The following is a 15,098-nucleotide window of genomic DNA, read 5'->3' as shown; positions in this document are numbered from 1 at the left end:
CTTAGTCTCCGAAAGATATACGTTCGGCGAGGGCCGAGACGGTGCGGATCAGCAGTTCCAGGTCTTGCGGGCGCGAAAGACGATGGTCGCCATCGCGAACCAGCGTCAGCGTTACATCATCAACCGGCAGATGTTCAACGAGCTTAAGCGCATGTTGGTAAGGCACAGCCTCATCCTGCATCCCTTGCAGGATATGCACCGGACAACCGGTCTCGATAATGCCCTTAAGCACAAGATTGTTACGACCGTCTTCAATCAATGCGCGGGTATAGATGTAAGGGTTCGGCGAATATTCTGAAGGCTCTTCAAAATAGCCCTGTTCCATCAGATCTTTTTTCTGTTTGTCGGTCAGCGATGGTTCGACAAGCTCGGCAGTAAAGTCCGGGGCCGGGGCAATCAGAACGATCCCGGCAGGAGACTTGCCTGCTTTCTTCAGTTCCTGCGCCATGCGCAACGCAATCCAGCCGCCCATGGATGATCCGACGAGGATCTGCGGGCCTTCCGCATATTTGTCTAAAACCGTGAGACTTTCATTCAGCCAACGTGAGATTGTGCCCTGATTGAAGTCGCCGCCCGACTCACCATGCCCTGAATAATCAAGACGCAGAGCGGAGTGCCCTGTCTTTTCAGCCCATTCATCAAGAACAACAGCCTTGGTGCCAAGCATGTCAGAGCGATAGCCACCAAGCCAGACAATGCCGGGAGCAACCTGTCCCGCACGGTTGCGGACTGCGATTTTGGCGCCATCGACATCAATAAAATCGGGTTCAGCTGCGCTCATGCTTGGTCTCCTGAATTGGCAGGCACTCTATCAAATTCTTTTCATTTGCCATTTCTGCCCGTCAGAGAAAACCTTTCGACTGGCCACTCCCTTGAAATATTGAGGAATGTGACCGATATGTCGCTTTACACTCCCGAAATACTTCTTTCTTCGTCGGGGGTGATTTTCCCAGTCAAAGATGCTATTGACTTTACCGCTCGCTTGACCACATTTCCGCGTTAAACAGGGGTTTGATGGGGGAATGCCGTCGCGGGCAACGAAATTAAACCGCCTATGACGTTAATAATCAGGAGATAACGACCATTCGCCGACCGTTCAGAGCGACGCCGGTCCAGAAAGACGGACCGCGCTCCAACCGTGATATCCGGGTTCCCCGGGTCCAGCTTATTGATGCCGAAGGCCATAACCACGGCAGTATCCCGACGCAGGACGCCATTGCGATGGCAGAAGAAGCGGGTCTCGATCTCGTTGAGATCGTGCCAAACGCTGAACCACCTGTGTGCAAGATCGTGGATCTCGGCAAGCTGAAGTATCAGAATCAGAAAAAAGCCTCCGAAGCCCGCAAGAAGCAGAAAACGGTCGAAATCAAGGAAATCAAGATGCGACCGAACATCGACACTCATGACTATGAAGTGAAGATGAAGGCTGCACAGCGTTTCTTCGAAGAAGGCGACAAGGTCAAGGTAACACTTCGTTTCCGTGGCCGTGAAATGGCCCACCAGGAGCTCGGAATGAAGCTTCTGCTGCGTGTGAAAGAAGATACCGTCGAAATCGCCAAGGTGGAATCCGAGCCAAAGCTCGAAGGCCGCCAGATGATGATGGTTCTGGCTCCGCGCTGATTGTAAATTCCCGCCTTTGAAAAGCCGCCTTCGGGCGGTTTTTCTTTTTCCAGAATCACCCCACTTTCAGAGAAAACCATGAAAACATTGGGCGAACTGGGCAAATATCAGCAAAGACGCCGTCTTGCGATTGCTCTTCTTATCGGACTTCTTGTTGTCGCACTGTTCTTTGTGCGCTCGCGGTCAATTGGGCATTTGCATGAATATATCGAATCATTCGGCATAAGCTTGATCGTTGCGGCCATTCTCGGACGCATGTGGTGCACGCTTTATATCGGTGGTCGCAAAAGTGCCGAGATCGTGCAGACCGGTCCTTATTCGATGACGCGTAATCCGCTTTATGTGTTCAGCAGCATCGGCGCGATCGGTATCGGCGCGCAGACGGGCAGCATTATCATTGCGTTGGCCTTTGGTGTGCTTTGCTATCTGGCTTTTTCAACTGTCATTCGCACGGAAGAGAAGTTCCTCAAGGCCAACTTCGGCAAACCATACGAGGATTATTGTGCACGCGTGCCGCGATTCTTTCCAAGCTTTTCACTGTTCCGCGATGATGATGAGCTCAGGGTAAAGCCTGATCGACTGTATCGGACCTTTACAGATGGTCTGGTGTTCTTTGTGGCCTATCCGTTCTTTGAATTCATTGAGTACCTTCAGGACATCGGTACATTACCGGTTCTGCTGCGACTTTATTGAGTTTGAGGCACGATTCAGCCTGATTCACGTTGATTCAGGCATTGCGTTTTCTGGCCTTTAAGCCTATAAGGCCGCGTTCGAACCGCCCGGCAGGGCATGCCGTGGCGGTTTCGTATGCTTTTCAGACTTGGTCGGTCTGGAAGTAAAACAGAGTTCCGGTCTTTTGCAGGACGGACGCCTTTTCAAACAAGAGGCGTGGAGTGTTGCAAGCACGACGGGGACTAAACAAAGGAGTAGCAAAATGCCCAAGATGAAGACCAAATCGGCTGCTAAGAAGCGGTTCAAAATTACTGGCACTGGCAAAGTTGTAGCTGCGGCTGCAGGCAAGCGCCATGGCATGATCAAGCGCTCGAACAAGTTCATTCGCGATGCACGCGGCACCATGGTGCTCTCGGACGCAGATGCGAAGATCGTAAAACAGTTCCTGCCTAACGGCCTCTAAGCCGTCTATCCTCTAAGGAGATCATATCATGGCACGTGTAAAACGCGGCGTTACCGCCCACGCCAAGCACAAAAAAGTTCTCGACCAGGCTTCGGGTTTCCGTGGTCGTCGTAAAAATACGATCCGCACTGCTAAGGCTGCTGTAGATCGTTCGAAGCAGTATGCTTACCGCGACCGCAAGAATCGCAAGCGTACGTTCCGCGCTCTCTGGATTCAGCGTATCAACGCTGCTGTTCGTGAACAGGGCCTGACCTATGGTCGTTTCATCGACGGTCTTGCTAAGGCAGGTATCGAAATCGACCGTAAGGTTCTTTCCGACATCGCAATCCATGAACCTGATGCGTTCGGTGCGCTGGTTGCGTCGGCAAAGAAGGCTCTCGAGTACCTCAAGAACACCGAGACGCCAAACGCTTTTGAAGGCGCTGTTCGCTAAGCCAGCCCTTCCCAAGTGATATTTTGAATTTGGGGAACCCGCGCTGGCTCGGCTGGCGCGGGTTTTTCTTTCGTATCTGGCGCCAATGGCGCGACCAAGAGGCGTCGAGTGTCCCCTGGACACGAGAGGGATGTAAACCAAGAGGCGTGGAGCGCGTTCAGCGCGACAGGGATATAGACAATGAGCGATCTCGAACAACTCGAACAAACGATCATGGGCGAAATCGCTGCTGCCAGCGACGAGCAGGCGATTGAAGCGGTGCGCGTTGCAGCACTCGGCAAAAAAGGCACTATCTCTGAAAAGCTGAAGACGCTGGGCAGCATGACACCGGAAGAGCGTCAGGCGCAGGGTCCTGCCATCAACGGCCTGAAGAATCGCGTCACCGAAGCGCTCACTGAACGCAAGACAGAGCTGCGCAAGCAAGCCATTGCAGCGCGCCTTGAGCGTGAGAAAGTCGATGTGACCTTGCCGGTACGCGAAAGCGCCGCATCGCGTGGCCGCATTCACCCAATTTCTCAGGTTATCGATGAAATCACCGCGATTTTCGCGGATATGGGTTTCTCGATTGCCGAAGGTCCGGATATCGAGACCGACTATTACAATTTCACGGCGCTGAACTTCCCTGAAGGCCACCCGGCGCGTGAGATGCACGACACGTTCTTCTTCAATCCAGACGAGAAGGGCGAGCGCAAGCTATTGCGTACGCATACCTCGCCGGTGCAGGTGCACACGATGGAGAAGTTCGCAGCCATTCGCGATAAGGAAGGCCGTGACGAACCGATCCGCATCGTCATTCCGGGCAAGACCTATCGCATGGATTCCGACGCCACTCATTCGCCGATGTTCCATCAGGTCGAAGGTCTGGTCGTCGATAAGTCGGCTAATGTCGCCAATATGAAATGGGTGCTGGAAGAATTCTGCAAGGCTTTCTTTGAAGTGCCGAACGTCACGATGCGCATGCGTCCGAGCTTCTTCCCATTCACCGAGCCATCGGTTGAGGTTGATATTCAGTGCGACCGTTCCGGCCCGCATGTGAAATTCGGCGAAGGCACGGACTGGCTCGAAATTCTCGGCTGCGGCATGGTGCATCCGAATGTGCTGCGCGCTTCGGGTTATGACCCGGACGTCTATCAGGGCTTTGCATGGGGTATGGGTATCGACCGCATCGCCATGCTGAAATACGGAATGCCTGATCTGCGTGCCTTCTTTGATGCCGATGTGCGTTGGATCAACCATTACGGGTTCCGTCCGCTCGATCTGCCAACGCTGTTTGGTGGCCTGAGCGCATGACGCAACTGCCCGAACCTTATCGCGATGCGGTGACTTTTGCCTTTGGCGATTCGCCGGAACTCGCCGATGAGTTGCTTGCGCTCGTATTGGCAGGTCGCAAGACTGCGACCTGTGCCGCGCTTGCCTCGTTCGGTGAAGACAGCGAGCCGATGCCGGTCGTCGGACGTCGTGATGTGGTTCTGGATGGTCTTGGTCAACCTGCCGCGGTGATCGAAACAGTAGAGCTGACGGTCCGCCGCTTCGATGAGGTTGATGCCACATTTGCGGAACAGGAGGGCGAAGGCCCGCTGGAAGAATGGCGAAAGGGGCACGAGGCCTATTTTCGCCGCAACGGCGGCTTCTCCCTTGATATGGAATTGCTTTGCGAGCGCTTTCGCGTGGTCGAAGTGCTTAAACGCTGAAATTTAGGAAAGAACACGATCATGAAATTCACGCTTTCCTGGCTCAAGGATCACCTTGAAACCGATGCGACGCTCGATCAGATCGTCGAAAAGCTGACCGATATTGGTCTGGAAGTGGATGGGGTCGATGACCGCGCTGCTTTCAGGGCCTTCAAAGTTGCCAAGGTTTTGACGGCAGTTCAGCATCCGGATGCCGACAAGCTGCGCGTTCTCTCGGTTGATACGGGCGAAGGCCAGCCGGTTCAGGTTGTTTGTGGTGCTCCGAACGCGCGCGCCGGTCTCGTTGGTGTTCTGGGTCGTCCGGGCGATTACGTTCCGGGCCTTGATGTCACGCTCTCGGTTGGCAAAATCCGTGGCGTTGAGAGCTTTGGCATGATGTGCTCGGAGCGCGAGCTGGAACTTTCTGATGAACATAATGGCATTATCGACCTTCCGGACGATGTTCCGGTCGGCACGAGCTTTGCCGCCTATATGGGTCTTGATGATCCGATTATCGAAATCGGTCTGACGCCAAACCGCGCAGATTGCACTGGTATTCGTGGCATTGCCCGTGATCTGGCAGCCGCGGGCCTCGGCACGCTCAAGAAGCTCGATGCTGAACCTGTAAAGGGCGAAGGCGAGACACCGGTTAAGGTCATTCTCGATCAGGATGCCGAAAACCCGTTCTGCACCGGCTTCGCACTGCGCATGGTCAAGGGTGTCAAGAACGGCCCAAGCCCGAAATGGATGCAGCAGCGCCTGAAGGCTATCGGTCTGCGCCCGATCAATGCACTGGTGGACATCACCAATTATGTGACGTTTGATCAGGGCCGTCCGCTGCATGTTTTCGATGCGGCCAAAGTTAAGGGCAATCTGACAGTGCGCGCGGCAAAGGATGGCGAAACCATTCTCGGCCTCGACCAGCGCGAATATAAGTTCAAGCCGGGCACGTACGTGATCGCCGATGAAAACGGCCCCGAATCGATCGCCGGTATCATGGGCGGTGAGCATTCGGGCTGCGATGAAAACACTGTCGATGTGCTGATCGAATCCGCTCTTTGGGACCCGCGCACAATCGCACGTACGGGCCGCGAACTGGGCATCGTCACCGATGCACGCTATCGCTTTGAGCGTGGCGTCGATCCTGAAATGATGATTCCGGGTGCGGAAATTGCAACCAAGCTGGTGCTCGAACTCTGCGGCGGTCAGCCGACAGTTCTCGACGTGGTTGGTTACACGGCACCGACCGCACGCGTGATCGATTTTCCGGTTACGGAAGTGAAGCGCCTTACCGGCATCGATGTTTCCTATGACGCATCTTTCGACATTTTGAAGCGTCTTGGCTTCGGCGCTGAAGGCGACGGCAAGGTCATCAAGGCAACCGTGCCAACATGGCGTGGTGACGTGGAAGGCAAAGCCGACCTCGTTGAAGAAGTCATGCGTATCCATGGCATCAATCAGATCGAACCACAGCCGTTGCCGGGCCTTGGCACGGTGAATGGCCGTATTCTGACGACATTGCAGATCCGTACGCGTCTGGCACGTCGCACACTTGCTTCGCGCGGCATGATGGAAGCTGTGACCTATTCCTTCATTTCCGAAGCGCAGGCCAAAGCCTTTGGCGGTGGCAAGCCGGAACTGAAGCTGGCGAACCCGATCGCAGCCGATATGTCGGATATGCGCCCATCGCTTCTGCCGGGTCTGCTGTCTGCTGCTCAACGCAATGCGGATCGCGGTTTTGGTGATACGGCACTGTTTGAAGTGTCTGGCATTTATGAAGGTGACAAGCCGGAACAGCAGCGTCGTGTGGCCGGTGGTGTCCGTCGTGGCACGGCTGGTGTTGAAGGCTCGGGCCGTTTCTGGTCTGGCAATGCAGCACCCGTTGGTGTGTTTGATGCCAAGGCTGATGCCCTGGCTGCCCTTGAAGCGGCTGGCGCGCCGGTTGATCGCATCCAGATCGAAGCCGGTGGTCCGGAATGGTTCCATCCGGGTCGGTCGGGCACACTGAAGCTCGGACCGAAGGTGGTTCTGGGTTATTTCGGTGAATTTCACCCTGATACGCTGGAAGCGCTTGATGTTTCAGGCACGCTTTGCGGCTTTGAAGTCTATATTGATGCCATTCCTGAGCCGAAGGCAAAGGCAACCCGCACCAAGCCAGCTCTGAGCCTCTCGCAGTTCCAGAGCCTCAAGCGTGACTTCGCTTTCGTCGTGGATGCAAGCGTTGAAGCCGGTAACGTCGTGAAGGCCGTTTCGTCGGCTGACAAGAAGCTGATTGCCGGCGTGCAGGTGTTTGACGTCTTCACAGGCGCTTCGCTTGGTGAAGGCAAGAAGTCGATTGCGGTTGAAGTGTTGTTGCAGCCACAGGATCGCACGCTGACCGACGAAGATCTGGAAGCACTGGCAAAGCAGGTGATCGCAAATGTCACCAAGCAGACCGGCGGCGTTCTTCGCGGATAAGAATGAAACAAAAAGCCCGGCTTTTAGCGGGGCTTTTTTAACCTCGTAAACCGATACAATTGCCCCATGGGTCTTTGACCTGACACATGCGCATGTCGTCTTGAATATCGAGCGGCCCGCGATAAAGCGTGCCGCCAATGGCAATCAAATGCGCAAGCATTTCATCGAAATCCTCGACGTGCCAATAGACAACACTTCCCGCAGCACCCGATGAAACTTTTTCATCTGCCGGAACAATTTCCAGATCCACATCGCCGATCTGCAGATAGCTGAAATCAAACGCTTCAAGATGTTTGAGAACAGCTTGCGGAAAGGCTTTGAGATACCACTCGATTGCCGTCTCAACATCGCCGACATGGATCAGAACGGCGGATATCGTGCCACTCATGCGGGGACAGCCGCACGCGCAGGCATGGCAAGCATGGCCATGTCGATGATCTTCTGTACAGCTTCGCGGGAATTGCCATCACGGGCTTCAAAAGAAATGCTCTGCTGGATCATGTGATAAAATTCGGTCATTTGCGCGATGTCAGTTTTTTCTGGCAGATCGACTTCTGCAATGGCGCGCTTCAGACGCTGTGAAAGCCGCTCATGATTTGTGTGACGAACACCCTGAAGGAACGCCTTCACATCGGCATTTTCAGGTTTGCACTGGATAGAGCTGACACTGATCATGCATCCGCCAGCAGGACACGCAAAGGCGCTGTCGGCGCTGAGTTCCAGCCATTGCCGCATACCGTCCTGAATGGTGCGCGCATTTTCGAGTGCCTCGAAAGGAGTGGCGCCAATCGTGCGGCTATAATAGTCCACAGCTTCGCGAAACGCCTGCTCCTTGTTGCCAAATGCTGCGTAAAAGCTCGGCGGCGTGATGCTGATCGCCGATGTGAAATCGTTGATCTGGGCGCATTCATAGCCTTTTGCCCAGAAGACTTTCATGACTTTTTCCAGCGCAGTATCGCGGTCGAAACTGCGCGGTCGGCCGCGCGGAACCATTTTTCGCCCTTTCTGTAGTCATCCTTATATAATTTGCTTGACGCTCCGGAGCAAGGCGATATGAATTATGTAGTATCGACTATATAAATAGGATTCGTCCCATGAACGAAGTGTGTGATTCTGCCATCACGGCGGAAGGGGCTTCTGCGTCTTCAAGCGAGGCGCGTGCAATCCCACTGGTGGTTTATTGCCTGACGCTTGGCGTCTTTGCACTGACCACTTCCGAGCTGATGATTTCCGGCATGATGCCAGCACTTCAGGAGGCTTTTGGCCGCTCGATTTCCGATATTGGTAATCTCATCTCGGTCTATGCTCTCGGCATGACGATAGGTGGTCCGCTGGTGACAATGCTATTTCTGGCGCTGAAGATTGAAAATAAGCGCGGGCTGCTATTGCTTCTGATCCTTTATGCTGTGGGGCAAAGTGTGGCTGCCTCAACCAGCAATTTCCATGTGATGTTGGTAGCGCGTGTTTTCACCGGCATGGCAGCGGCGACAAGTTTCGGCCTGATGCTGGCGATCACTGCGCAGCTCGTCGTGCCTGAATTACGTGGTCGTGCATCGTCGCTGGTCTTTGCAGGTCTTATGCTGTGCACTGTTTTGGGTGTGCCGCTGGCAACCGCTATCACCAACGCTTTCGGCTGGCGGGCAAGCTTCTGGGCGATTGTGGTGCTGGTGCTGTTTTGTGCGTTGGTGATTGCGCTCAAAATCGAAGCAAAGCCAAATCATTCGGAAGTAAATCTGCGTTCAGAGCTGAATGAAATGCGCAAGCCACGGTTATGGGCAGCTTATGCAACCAGTGCCCTGGTGATCGGTGCCTCCTTCTCGGTTTATAGCTATCTTTCGCCAATTACTGCGAAACTAGCTGGCTTCCCGGAAGCGCAACTGCCTTATTTGCTGGCGGTTTATGGCGCTGCAAACATCATCGGCAATTACATTGTTGGTCGCTTTGCGGACCGTCATACGATTGCGACTATCTTTATCGGCATTCTGATCATGCTGGCGGCAATGCTGATCTTTGCACTCTTTGCGGAGCTGAAATTTGCAACCATGCTGGCAATCGTCATGATTGGTCTTACGGGCATTGCGCTTAATCCCGCTTTCATTGCCCGCGTCATGCGGATTGCGCATCCGGGCGCGCTGGTCAATGCGATGCACGCATCTGTCATCAACATCGGTCTGGGCCTTGGGCCATGGGCAGGTGGTCTGGCGCTTCAATCCGGATATAGCCTTCATGCGCCGCTGTGGGTGGGCTTTATCATGACGCTTCTTGGTCTGTTGAGTCTCGCGCCCCGCGCGTTGCGTCGGATGTAATTTTCGACCTGCAAATAAAAAAGCCGGGGTTGATGCCCCGGCTTTTTGTATCGGAAGGGATGATTAATCCTTCGAGAAAATGGTTGCGCTCTGCGATGTCGAAACCATGGTGTTGTAATCACTAACAATCCACTGAAGATCAGAAGCGGCATTACCCTTGCGGGCATCGCCCTTGGTCTTTTCCAGTTTTTCCTGGAAATCGCGCAGCTTGCCCAAAAGGCTTGCAGGGCGGGATTCGAAAACATGGAACGAGTTTGGATGCTCGGTTGCGTAATCGTCCATTTCGCGAACGGCGGCCGCGTAAGTGTCCATGGCTTTGCCAAAGGCTTCCATATCGACAACTGGCTTTTCATTTTCCGGCAGCAGTTCAACAACTGCATTGGCACGCATCATGACATTGCGAACCTGCCAGTTGGCCTTCTTGCCTTCGGCCTTTTCAAGCGCATCAAGTTCGGCAAGATCGATTTTGGCCTTTTCCTCGCCTAACAGCGCATCGACATGCTTGCGTTCTTTGGTGAACTCTGGCGCATATTCGGCGATCTGTTTGTGGAATTCCTTCGCACCAGCAAACTTGTCGGACTTATAGTCCTTGCGGTCGTAATATTTGCTCGCCTTTTCAACCACCGGGGCAAGCTTCTGATAGATCGCAATATAGCTCACCATCGCTTCATCAAGCGCAGGGAGTTTTGGGTCTGCCTTTGTGGCTTCTTCGGCTGCTTCAATTTCACTACGAACATCATAAAGCGAGTAAAGGCCGTAGACATTGCGCTCCTTACCGGTCGGGCCCTTCTTCATGTCGACCCAGCTATCATAGCGGTCGAGCGATTCCGAAGCGCGAATGGTGCGGTTGAGAAGCGAAACATAGGCGTTCATCTTTTCAATCGCAGCATTTGGATCGGCCTCATCGGCAGTTTGCGCGAAAGCTGCGGTCGGCAGAATGACCGCGAGAAGCGTGAACAGGATCGCACGAGGCGAGAAGCGTTTCATGTGGTTTTCCCTCATTGAGCACATTCTAAAAACGGTAAAATGATTGCAGTGCATCGATTTTAAAGGCCGGAAGTATGTCCCCGTCCGTCCTAATTATTCTCTGGCCCATCATTGTCTGGCATCGTCAGGGAGCCAGTTGCTCCCGGAGCGATTTCTTACGACGGTGATGATTGTGGTGACGATTGAAAGCACGATCAGATATTCGACAAAACGGAACGGAATCACAAACCAGCCGCTGATCGTGCGTTCGATTGCGCCATAGAGATTAACGATCTGGAACTCGTAATTTACGCCGGTACTACCGCCGCCATGACTGACGATTTCTTTGAATTGAAGATGACTGCCGGGGCTTCCGAACAGCCACACCAAAGGCTGGTTGTAAACAGGGTTGCCGCGGCTGTCGAAAAACATGGCCGTAAACGACATGAATGAAATCATGATGGCTGCTGCTTCGGGCTTTCTCCAGTCAACTTTCGAGAACCAGAATATCGCCGAGCAGACGGCAAGAAGAAAGATGCTCGCGACGCCATCGATAAAGATGACGCCATACATCCCATACATGAGGCCAAGCCCCACGAGGGAGAAGCAAGCAATAGCAGCGGCGGCGATGGCAAATATGCCAAGCACTTTCGTGATGGTTCCTGTTTGCATAGGGCGCAAAAAGCACGCACCCGCAAGAATGACAAGCCTTATTAGATTTTTCTACTTTATGAGGGCGGTCATTTAAATCTTTGCGTTTGTTTTATTCTGTGAACGCGAAAAGGCGGGGCTACCCCGCCTTTTTTTGCATAAAGCCAAAAGCTTTAGAGGCCGGTAGTTGCCAGCAATGCATCGGGATAGCGTTTGCCTGCAATCGTGTCTGAGCTGAAAAGCGTGTTCAGGCGATTTAGCTCGTCACTGCTCAAAGAAACATCTGCGGCCTTTGCATTGTCTTCGAGATGGTTGACCTTACGTGCACCGGGGATCGGTACGATGAAATCGCCCTGATGAAGAACCCAGGCAAGCGCGAGCTGCGCCGGTGTCACCTGCTTTTCACCAGCCATCTCGACAATCAGATCGACCTGCTTGTTGTTGGCTTCAAGGTTGCCGGGCTGGAAGCGCGGCAAGGTTTTGCGGAAATCATCTGCAGCAAAATCCGATTGCGAACGCACCTTGCCGGTCAACATGCCACGACCAAGCGGGCTATAGGGCACGAAGCCGATACCAAGTTCGGCACAAACAGGCAGCACGTCATTTTCAGGATTGCGTTCCCACAGTGAATATTCGCTCTGAAGTGCCGCAATTGGGTGTACGGCATGGGCACGGCGCAGCGTCTTTACACCTGCTTCCGAAAGGCCGATGGTCCGGATCTTACCCTCATCGATCAGATCTTTCATCGTGCCGATGACGTCTTCAATCGGCACATTCGGATCAACGCGATGCTGATAGAAAAGATCAATGGTTTCGATGCCGAGGCGCTTGAGAGAGGCGTCGGCCACGGCGCGAATATTTTCAGGACGACTATCGACGCCAACTGGCTTGCCATCCTCGATCTTGAAGCCGAATTTCGTGGCAATCGTTACTTTATCGCGAACTGATTTGAGTGCCTTGCCCAGCAGCTTTTCATTTTCATAGGGGCCGTAAACTTCAGCCGTATCAAAAAATGTTATGCCAAGATCAAAGGCACGGTGCAAAGTGGCAATGGCATCCTGTTCGTCCTGTCCGCCATAGGCATAGCTCATGCCCATGCAGCCGAGGCCGATTGCGGAGACAGTCAGTTCCTGGCCAAGCTTGCGCGTTTTCATCGGTATTCCTTTCGGGACGAGTTCTCAAATATGGGGAGCTCGGAAACTCTGAAAACACAGGGTTTCCGGTAAGGCCGAAACTAACTCTCGAACAGGCGTTCGATAATACTGATTTATTTTCACGGGTTATTCTATATTTTAGAACAATGAATCGAAATCAGCTTTCCCAACTGGCTGTGTTGGCCGCTGTTGCTGCCCATGGCAGTTTCCGAGGGGCGGCGCGTGAATTGTCGATTGCGCCTTCCGCAGTCAGTCATGCGGTTGCTGCCCTTGAAGACAGTCTTGGCATCCGACTTTTGTCGCGCACCACGCGAAGCGTTGCGCCCACGGATGCCGGACGGCAATTGCTGGAACGGCTTGCTCCGGCGCTCGAGGAAATTCATCAGGCACTGGGTGCAGCAATTGAAGCGCGCGAGCGCCCTGCAGGGACATTGCGTATTACGATGCCGCATATCGCAGCACAATTTGTCATTGCGCCGCGATTGGGTGAATTTGCGGAAGCCTATCCCGACATTACGCTTGATCTGACGGTTGAAAGCGCATTCACCGATATTGTCGCAGCTGGCTTTGATGCCGGTATGCGGCTTGGCGAGAGCCTTGAGGCCGACATGATCTGCGCCCGCCTGACAAGCGATCTGCGTGCGGCGATTGTTGCCTCACCGTCCTATCTCGAAAGGACAACGATCCCCAGACATCCGAATGATCTGATGCAGCATCGTTGTGTGAGGCATCGCTTTGCAAGTGGTCGTATCTATCGCTGGGAGTTTGAAAAGGCGGGTGAAGAGCTGGAGATTGCCATCAACGGCTCACTTATTCTCAATGATGACCGGTTGATTCTCGATGCGATCCTAAACGGCGCTGGTCTCGCTTATCTGTTTGAGGATCACGTTCGGGATGCGCTCGCGGATGGAAGGCTGGTGAGGGTACTTGAAGACTGGTGCCAGCCTTTCGCGGGTCTTTACCTCTATTATCCAAGTCGTCGTCAGATGCGTCCGGCACTGCGCGCATTTATCGATTTCTTTCGCGGATCGTATGAGATGCAGCACCGCTTTCTGGGGGCGTGAACTTGGATCATTTTCGCTATTCTGGCCTCCCGCAATCAGTACATACAAAACGTTTTTGCAGAATAATCGAAGCTGTTCCAATCCTATCGGCCGCACTGTCGCGCGCGCGCCGTCTCAACCTTCCAGATTGGTGGCTCGTTTCCGGTGCGCTTTATAATTCTGTATGGAATGTGCTGAGCGGACGCCCTCATGGCTATGGCATCAAAGACATCGACATCGCTTACTTCGATGGTTCTGATCTCTCATGGAGTGCGGAAGATTCGGCTATTCAAGCGGGCGCTATGGCTTTTGAAGGCTATACGCTGCCTGTCGAGATACGCAATCAGGCGCGCGTTCATCTATGGTTTGAAGAGCATTTCGGAAAGCCCTATCCGCCGCTTCGTTGCGCATCCGAATCGATTGAGCGTTACGTAGCAATAGCGCATTGCGTGGGCGTGAGATTGGCGAGTGATAACACGCTCAATATTTACGCTCCTTTTGGGCTGGATGACATTTTTTCGTTTCGTATTCGGCCCAATCATGCCATCGATAACCGCGAAACATATGAAATCAAGGCTCGCCGGGCGTTGGAATGCTGGCCTGAATTGACTATTCAGAGCTGGGACAAAGAAGGCTGAGACCATAATGAGCAAAGGGACTGGAATGTTTCGTTGGGGTATTCTTTCCACCGCCAAGATTGGCGTTACGCAGGTTATTCCGGCGCTTTGCGCTTCCGATAACGGCGTGGTCCATGCAATCGCCAGTCGCGATCAGGCGCGTGCGCGTGCTGTTGCCGATCGGTTTGGCGCACCGCTGGCCTTTGGTTCCTATGAAGAATTGCTGGCAAGTGATGAAGTGGATGGTGTCTATATCCCGCTGCCAACCTCGCAGCATATCGAATGGACGCTGAAGGCTGCAGAAGCGGGCAAACATGTTCTCTGCGAAAAGCCGATTGCGTTGAAAGCCGAGGATATCGACCAACTGATTGCCGCGCGCAACAAACATAAGGTGACAATCGCCGAAGCCTTCATGGTCTATTACCACCCGCAATGGATCAAGCTGCGTCACCTTCTTGCTGAGGGCGCGATCGGAACGTTGCGCCATGTGCAGGGCGCATTCAGCTATTTCAACAATGATCCTGGCAATATGCGCAATCAGCCGGAACTTGGCGGTGGCGCGCTACCGGATATTGGCGTGTATCCGACCGTTGTTACGCGTATGGTGACAGAGAAAGAGCCGCTCTCGGTTCAGGCATCGGTCGAGTTCGATCCGAAGTTCGGTACTGATCGTTACGCGAATGTGTCGGCACGATTTGATGGCTTCGACCTTACTTTTTATGTCGCAACACAGCTCGCGGCTCGTCAGACCATGGTTTTCCATGGTGACAAGGGCTTTATCGAAGTTCACGCACCTTTTAACACCGGTAAATATGGTCAGGGCCGCATTACGCTCTATAATGGCGGTCATACGGAAGCGACCGAATGGTCGTTCTCCGATACAAACCACTACCAGCTTCAGGCCGAAAACTTCGTGCGAGCCACGAAAGGCGAAGGCGTGCTGCTGTTTTCTCTGGAAAACTCGAAGGCAAATCAGAAATTCATCGATGCTATATATCGTGCTGGTAAAAGCGACGGCTTCGTGAGTGTCTGATTTGTGTGACTGG

Annotated in this window: 18 protein-coding genes; 11 read left to right on the top strand and 7 right to left on the bottom strand. The window is 53.5% G+C overall.

Annotated features, from left to right (window positions below):
- Position 1: 1 nt before the first annotated feature.
- Both QSJ70_RS08375 and QSJ70_RS27745 read right to left on the bottom strand, forming a co-directional pair.
- Positions 2-781, bottom strand: coding sequence for an alpha/beta hydrolase (locus QSJ70_RS08375; protein ID WP_112813120.1), 780 nt, complete (start codon positions 779-781; stop codon positions 2-4).
- A gap of 218 nt (positions 782-999) precedes the next feature.
- Positions 1,000-1,191, bottom strand: a complete 192-nt coding sequence (locus QSJ70_RS27745) for a hypothetical protein (RefSeq protein ID WP_374891498.1) — start codon at positions 1,189-1,191, stop codon at positions 1,000-1,002.
- Between QSJ70_RS27745 and infC the strand changes: the two genes are divergently transcribed.
- The 7 genes from infC to pheT all read left to right on the top strand — a co-directional run bounded on the left by infC (position 1,144) and on the right by pheT (position 7,315).
- On the top strand, positions 1,144-1,620 hold the full coding sequence (gene infC, locus QSJ70_RS08370) for a translation initiation factor IF-3 (protein WP_374844440.1): 477 nt from the start codon (positions 1,144-1,146) through the stop codon (positions 1,618-1,620). The genes QSJ70_RS27745 and infC overlap by 48 nt on opposite strands.
- Before the next feature lie 78 nt (positions 1,621-1,698).
- Complete coding sequence (locus QSJ70_RS08365) at positions 1,699-2,313, top strand: methyltransferase family protein (protein ID WP_064322267.1); 615 nt, start codon at positions 1,699-1,701, stop codon at positions 2,311-2,313.
- 241 nt (positions 2,314-2,554) lie between these two features.
- Complete coding sequence (rpmI, locus tag QSJ70_RS08360) at positions 2,555-2,755, top strand: 50S ribosomal protein L35 (protein ID WP_007872654.1); 201 nt, start codon at positions 2,555-2,557, stop codon at positions 2,753-2,755.
- A 28-nt stretch (positions 2,756-2,783) separates the two neighbouring features.
- A complete protein-coding gene (gene rplT, locus QSJ70_RS08355; RefSeq protein ID WP_007872656.1) occupies positions 2,784-3,188 on the top strand; it encodes a 50S ribosomal protein L20 in 405 nt (134 codons plus the stop codon).
- Between the two features lie 180 nt (positions 3,189-3,368).
- Positions 3,369-4,478 carry a phenylalanine--tRNA ligase subunit alpha gene (pheS, locus tag QSJ70_RS08350; protein WP_215775863.1) on the top strand — a complete coding sequence of 370 codons (1,110 nt, stop codon included), beginning with the start codon at positions 3,369-3,371 and terminating at the stop codon, positions 4,476-4,478.
- Positions 4,475-4,879, top strand: a complete 405-nt coding sequence (locus QSJ70_RS08345; RefSeq protein ID WP_200635642.1) for an ASCH domain-containing protein — start codon at positions 4,475-4,477, stop codon at positions 4,877-4,879. The genes pheS and QSJ70_RS08345 overlap by 4 nt, the downstream gene beginning before the upstream one ends.
- Before the next feature lie 21 nt (positions 4,880-4,900).
- Positions 4,901-7,315 carry a phenylalanine--tRNA ligase subunit beta gene (gene pheT, locus QSJ70_RS08340; protein ID WP_215775864.1) on the top strand — a complete coding sequence of 805 codons (2,415 nt, stop codon included), beginning with the start codon at positions 4,901-4,903 and terminating at the stop codon, positions 7,313-7,315.
- 37 nt (positions 7,316-7,352) lie between these two features.
- Here pheT and QSJ70_RS08335 read toward each other — a convergent pair whose 3' ends face one another.
- Positions 7,353-7,703 carry a VOC family protein gene (locus QSJ70_RS08335; RefSeq protein ID WP_079212502.1) on the bottom strand — a complete coding sequence of 117 codons (351 nt, stop codon included), beginning with the start codon at positions 7,701-7,703 and terminating at the stop codon, positions 7,353-7,355.
- Entirely contained in the window at positions 7,700-8,251 is a 552-nt protein-coding gene (locus QSJ70_RS08330) for a TetR/AcrR family transcriptional regulator (RefSeq protein WP_285535721.1), read from the bottom strand. Before QSJ70_RS08330 ends, QSJ70_RS08335 begins: the two co-directional genes overlap by 4 nt.
- Before the next feature lie 158 nt (positions 8,252-8,409).
- Here QSJ70_RS08330 and QSJ70_RS08325 point away from each other — a divergent pair, with 158 nt between their 5' ends.
- Complete coding sequence (locus QSJ70_RS08325; RefSeq protein WP_215775866.1) at positions 8,410-9,621, top strand: MFS transporter; 1,212 nt, start codon at positions 8,410-8,412, stop codon at positions 9,619-9,621.
- A gap of 63 nt (positions 9,622-9,684) precedes the next feature.
- Here the strand turns inward: QSJ70_RS08325 and QSJ70_RS08320 are convergent, their stop codons facing one another.
- The 3 genes from QSJ70_RS08320 to QSJ70_RS08310 all read right to left on the bottom strand — a co-directional run bounded on the left by QSJ70_RS08320 (position 9,685) and on the right by QSJ70_RS08310 (position 12,392).
- Positions 9,685-10,608 carry a YiiG family protein gene (locus QSJ70_RS08320; protein ID WP_112804518.1) on the bottom strand — a complete coding sequence of 308 codons (924 nt, stop codon included), beginning with the start codon at positions 10,606-10,608 and terminating at the stop codon, positions 9,685-9,687.
- 108 nt (positions 10,609-10,716) lie between these two features.
- Positions 10,717-11,235, bottom strand: coding sequence for a hypothetical protein (locus QSJ70_RS08315; RefSeq protein WP_285535717.1), 519 nt, complete (start codon positions 11,233-11,235; stop codon positions 10,717-10,719).
- A gap of 176 nt (positions 11,236-11,411) precedes the next feature.
- Positions 11,412-12,392, bottom strand: a complete 981-nt coding sequence (locus tag QSJ70_RS08310; protein ID WP_215775868.1) for an aldo/keto reductase — start codon at positions 12,390-12,392, stop codon at positions 11,412-11,414.
- A gap of 146 nt (positions 12,393-12,538) precedes the next feature.
- Between QSJ70_RS08310 and QSJ70_RS08305 the strand changes: the two genes are divergently transcribed.
- From QSJ70_RS08305 to QSJ70_RS08295, 3 genes are read left to right on the top strand one after another with little or no spacing between them, the layout of a single operon-like run.
- Positions 12,539-13,456: a LysR family transcriptional regulator gene (locus QSJ70_RS08305; protein ID WP_113485524.1), complete on the top strand. Its 918-nt coding sequence runs from the start codon at positions 12,539-12,541 to the stop codon at positions 13,454-13,456.
- Positions 13,457-13,458: 2 nt separating this feature from the next.
- Entirely contained in the window at positions 13,459-14,073 is a 615-nt protein-coding gene (locus tag QSJ70_RS08300; protein ID WP_285535715.1) for a nucleotidyltransferase family protein, read from the top strand.
- 25 nt (positions 14,074-14,098) lie between these two features.
- Positions 14,099-15,085 (top strand): Gfo/Idh/MocA family protein, encoded by a 987-nt coding sequence (locus QSJ70_RS08295; RefSeq protein WP_215776652.1) that lies wholly within the window; start codon positions 14,099-14,101, stop codon positions 15,083-15,085.
- The last annotated feature ends 13 nt before the right edge of the window (positions 15,086-15,098 follow it).

Source organism: Brucella sp. NBRC 12950 (genome assembly GCF_030268145.1).
GTDB lineage: Bacteria > Pseudomonadota > Alphaproteobacteria > Rhizobiales > Rhizobiaceae > Brucella.
Note: the sequence above shows the minus strand (reverse complement) of the source record. Positions and strands in the feature narration are given on the sequence as shown.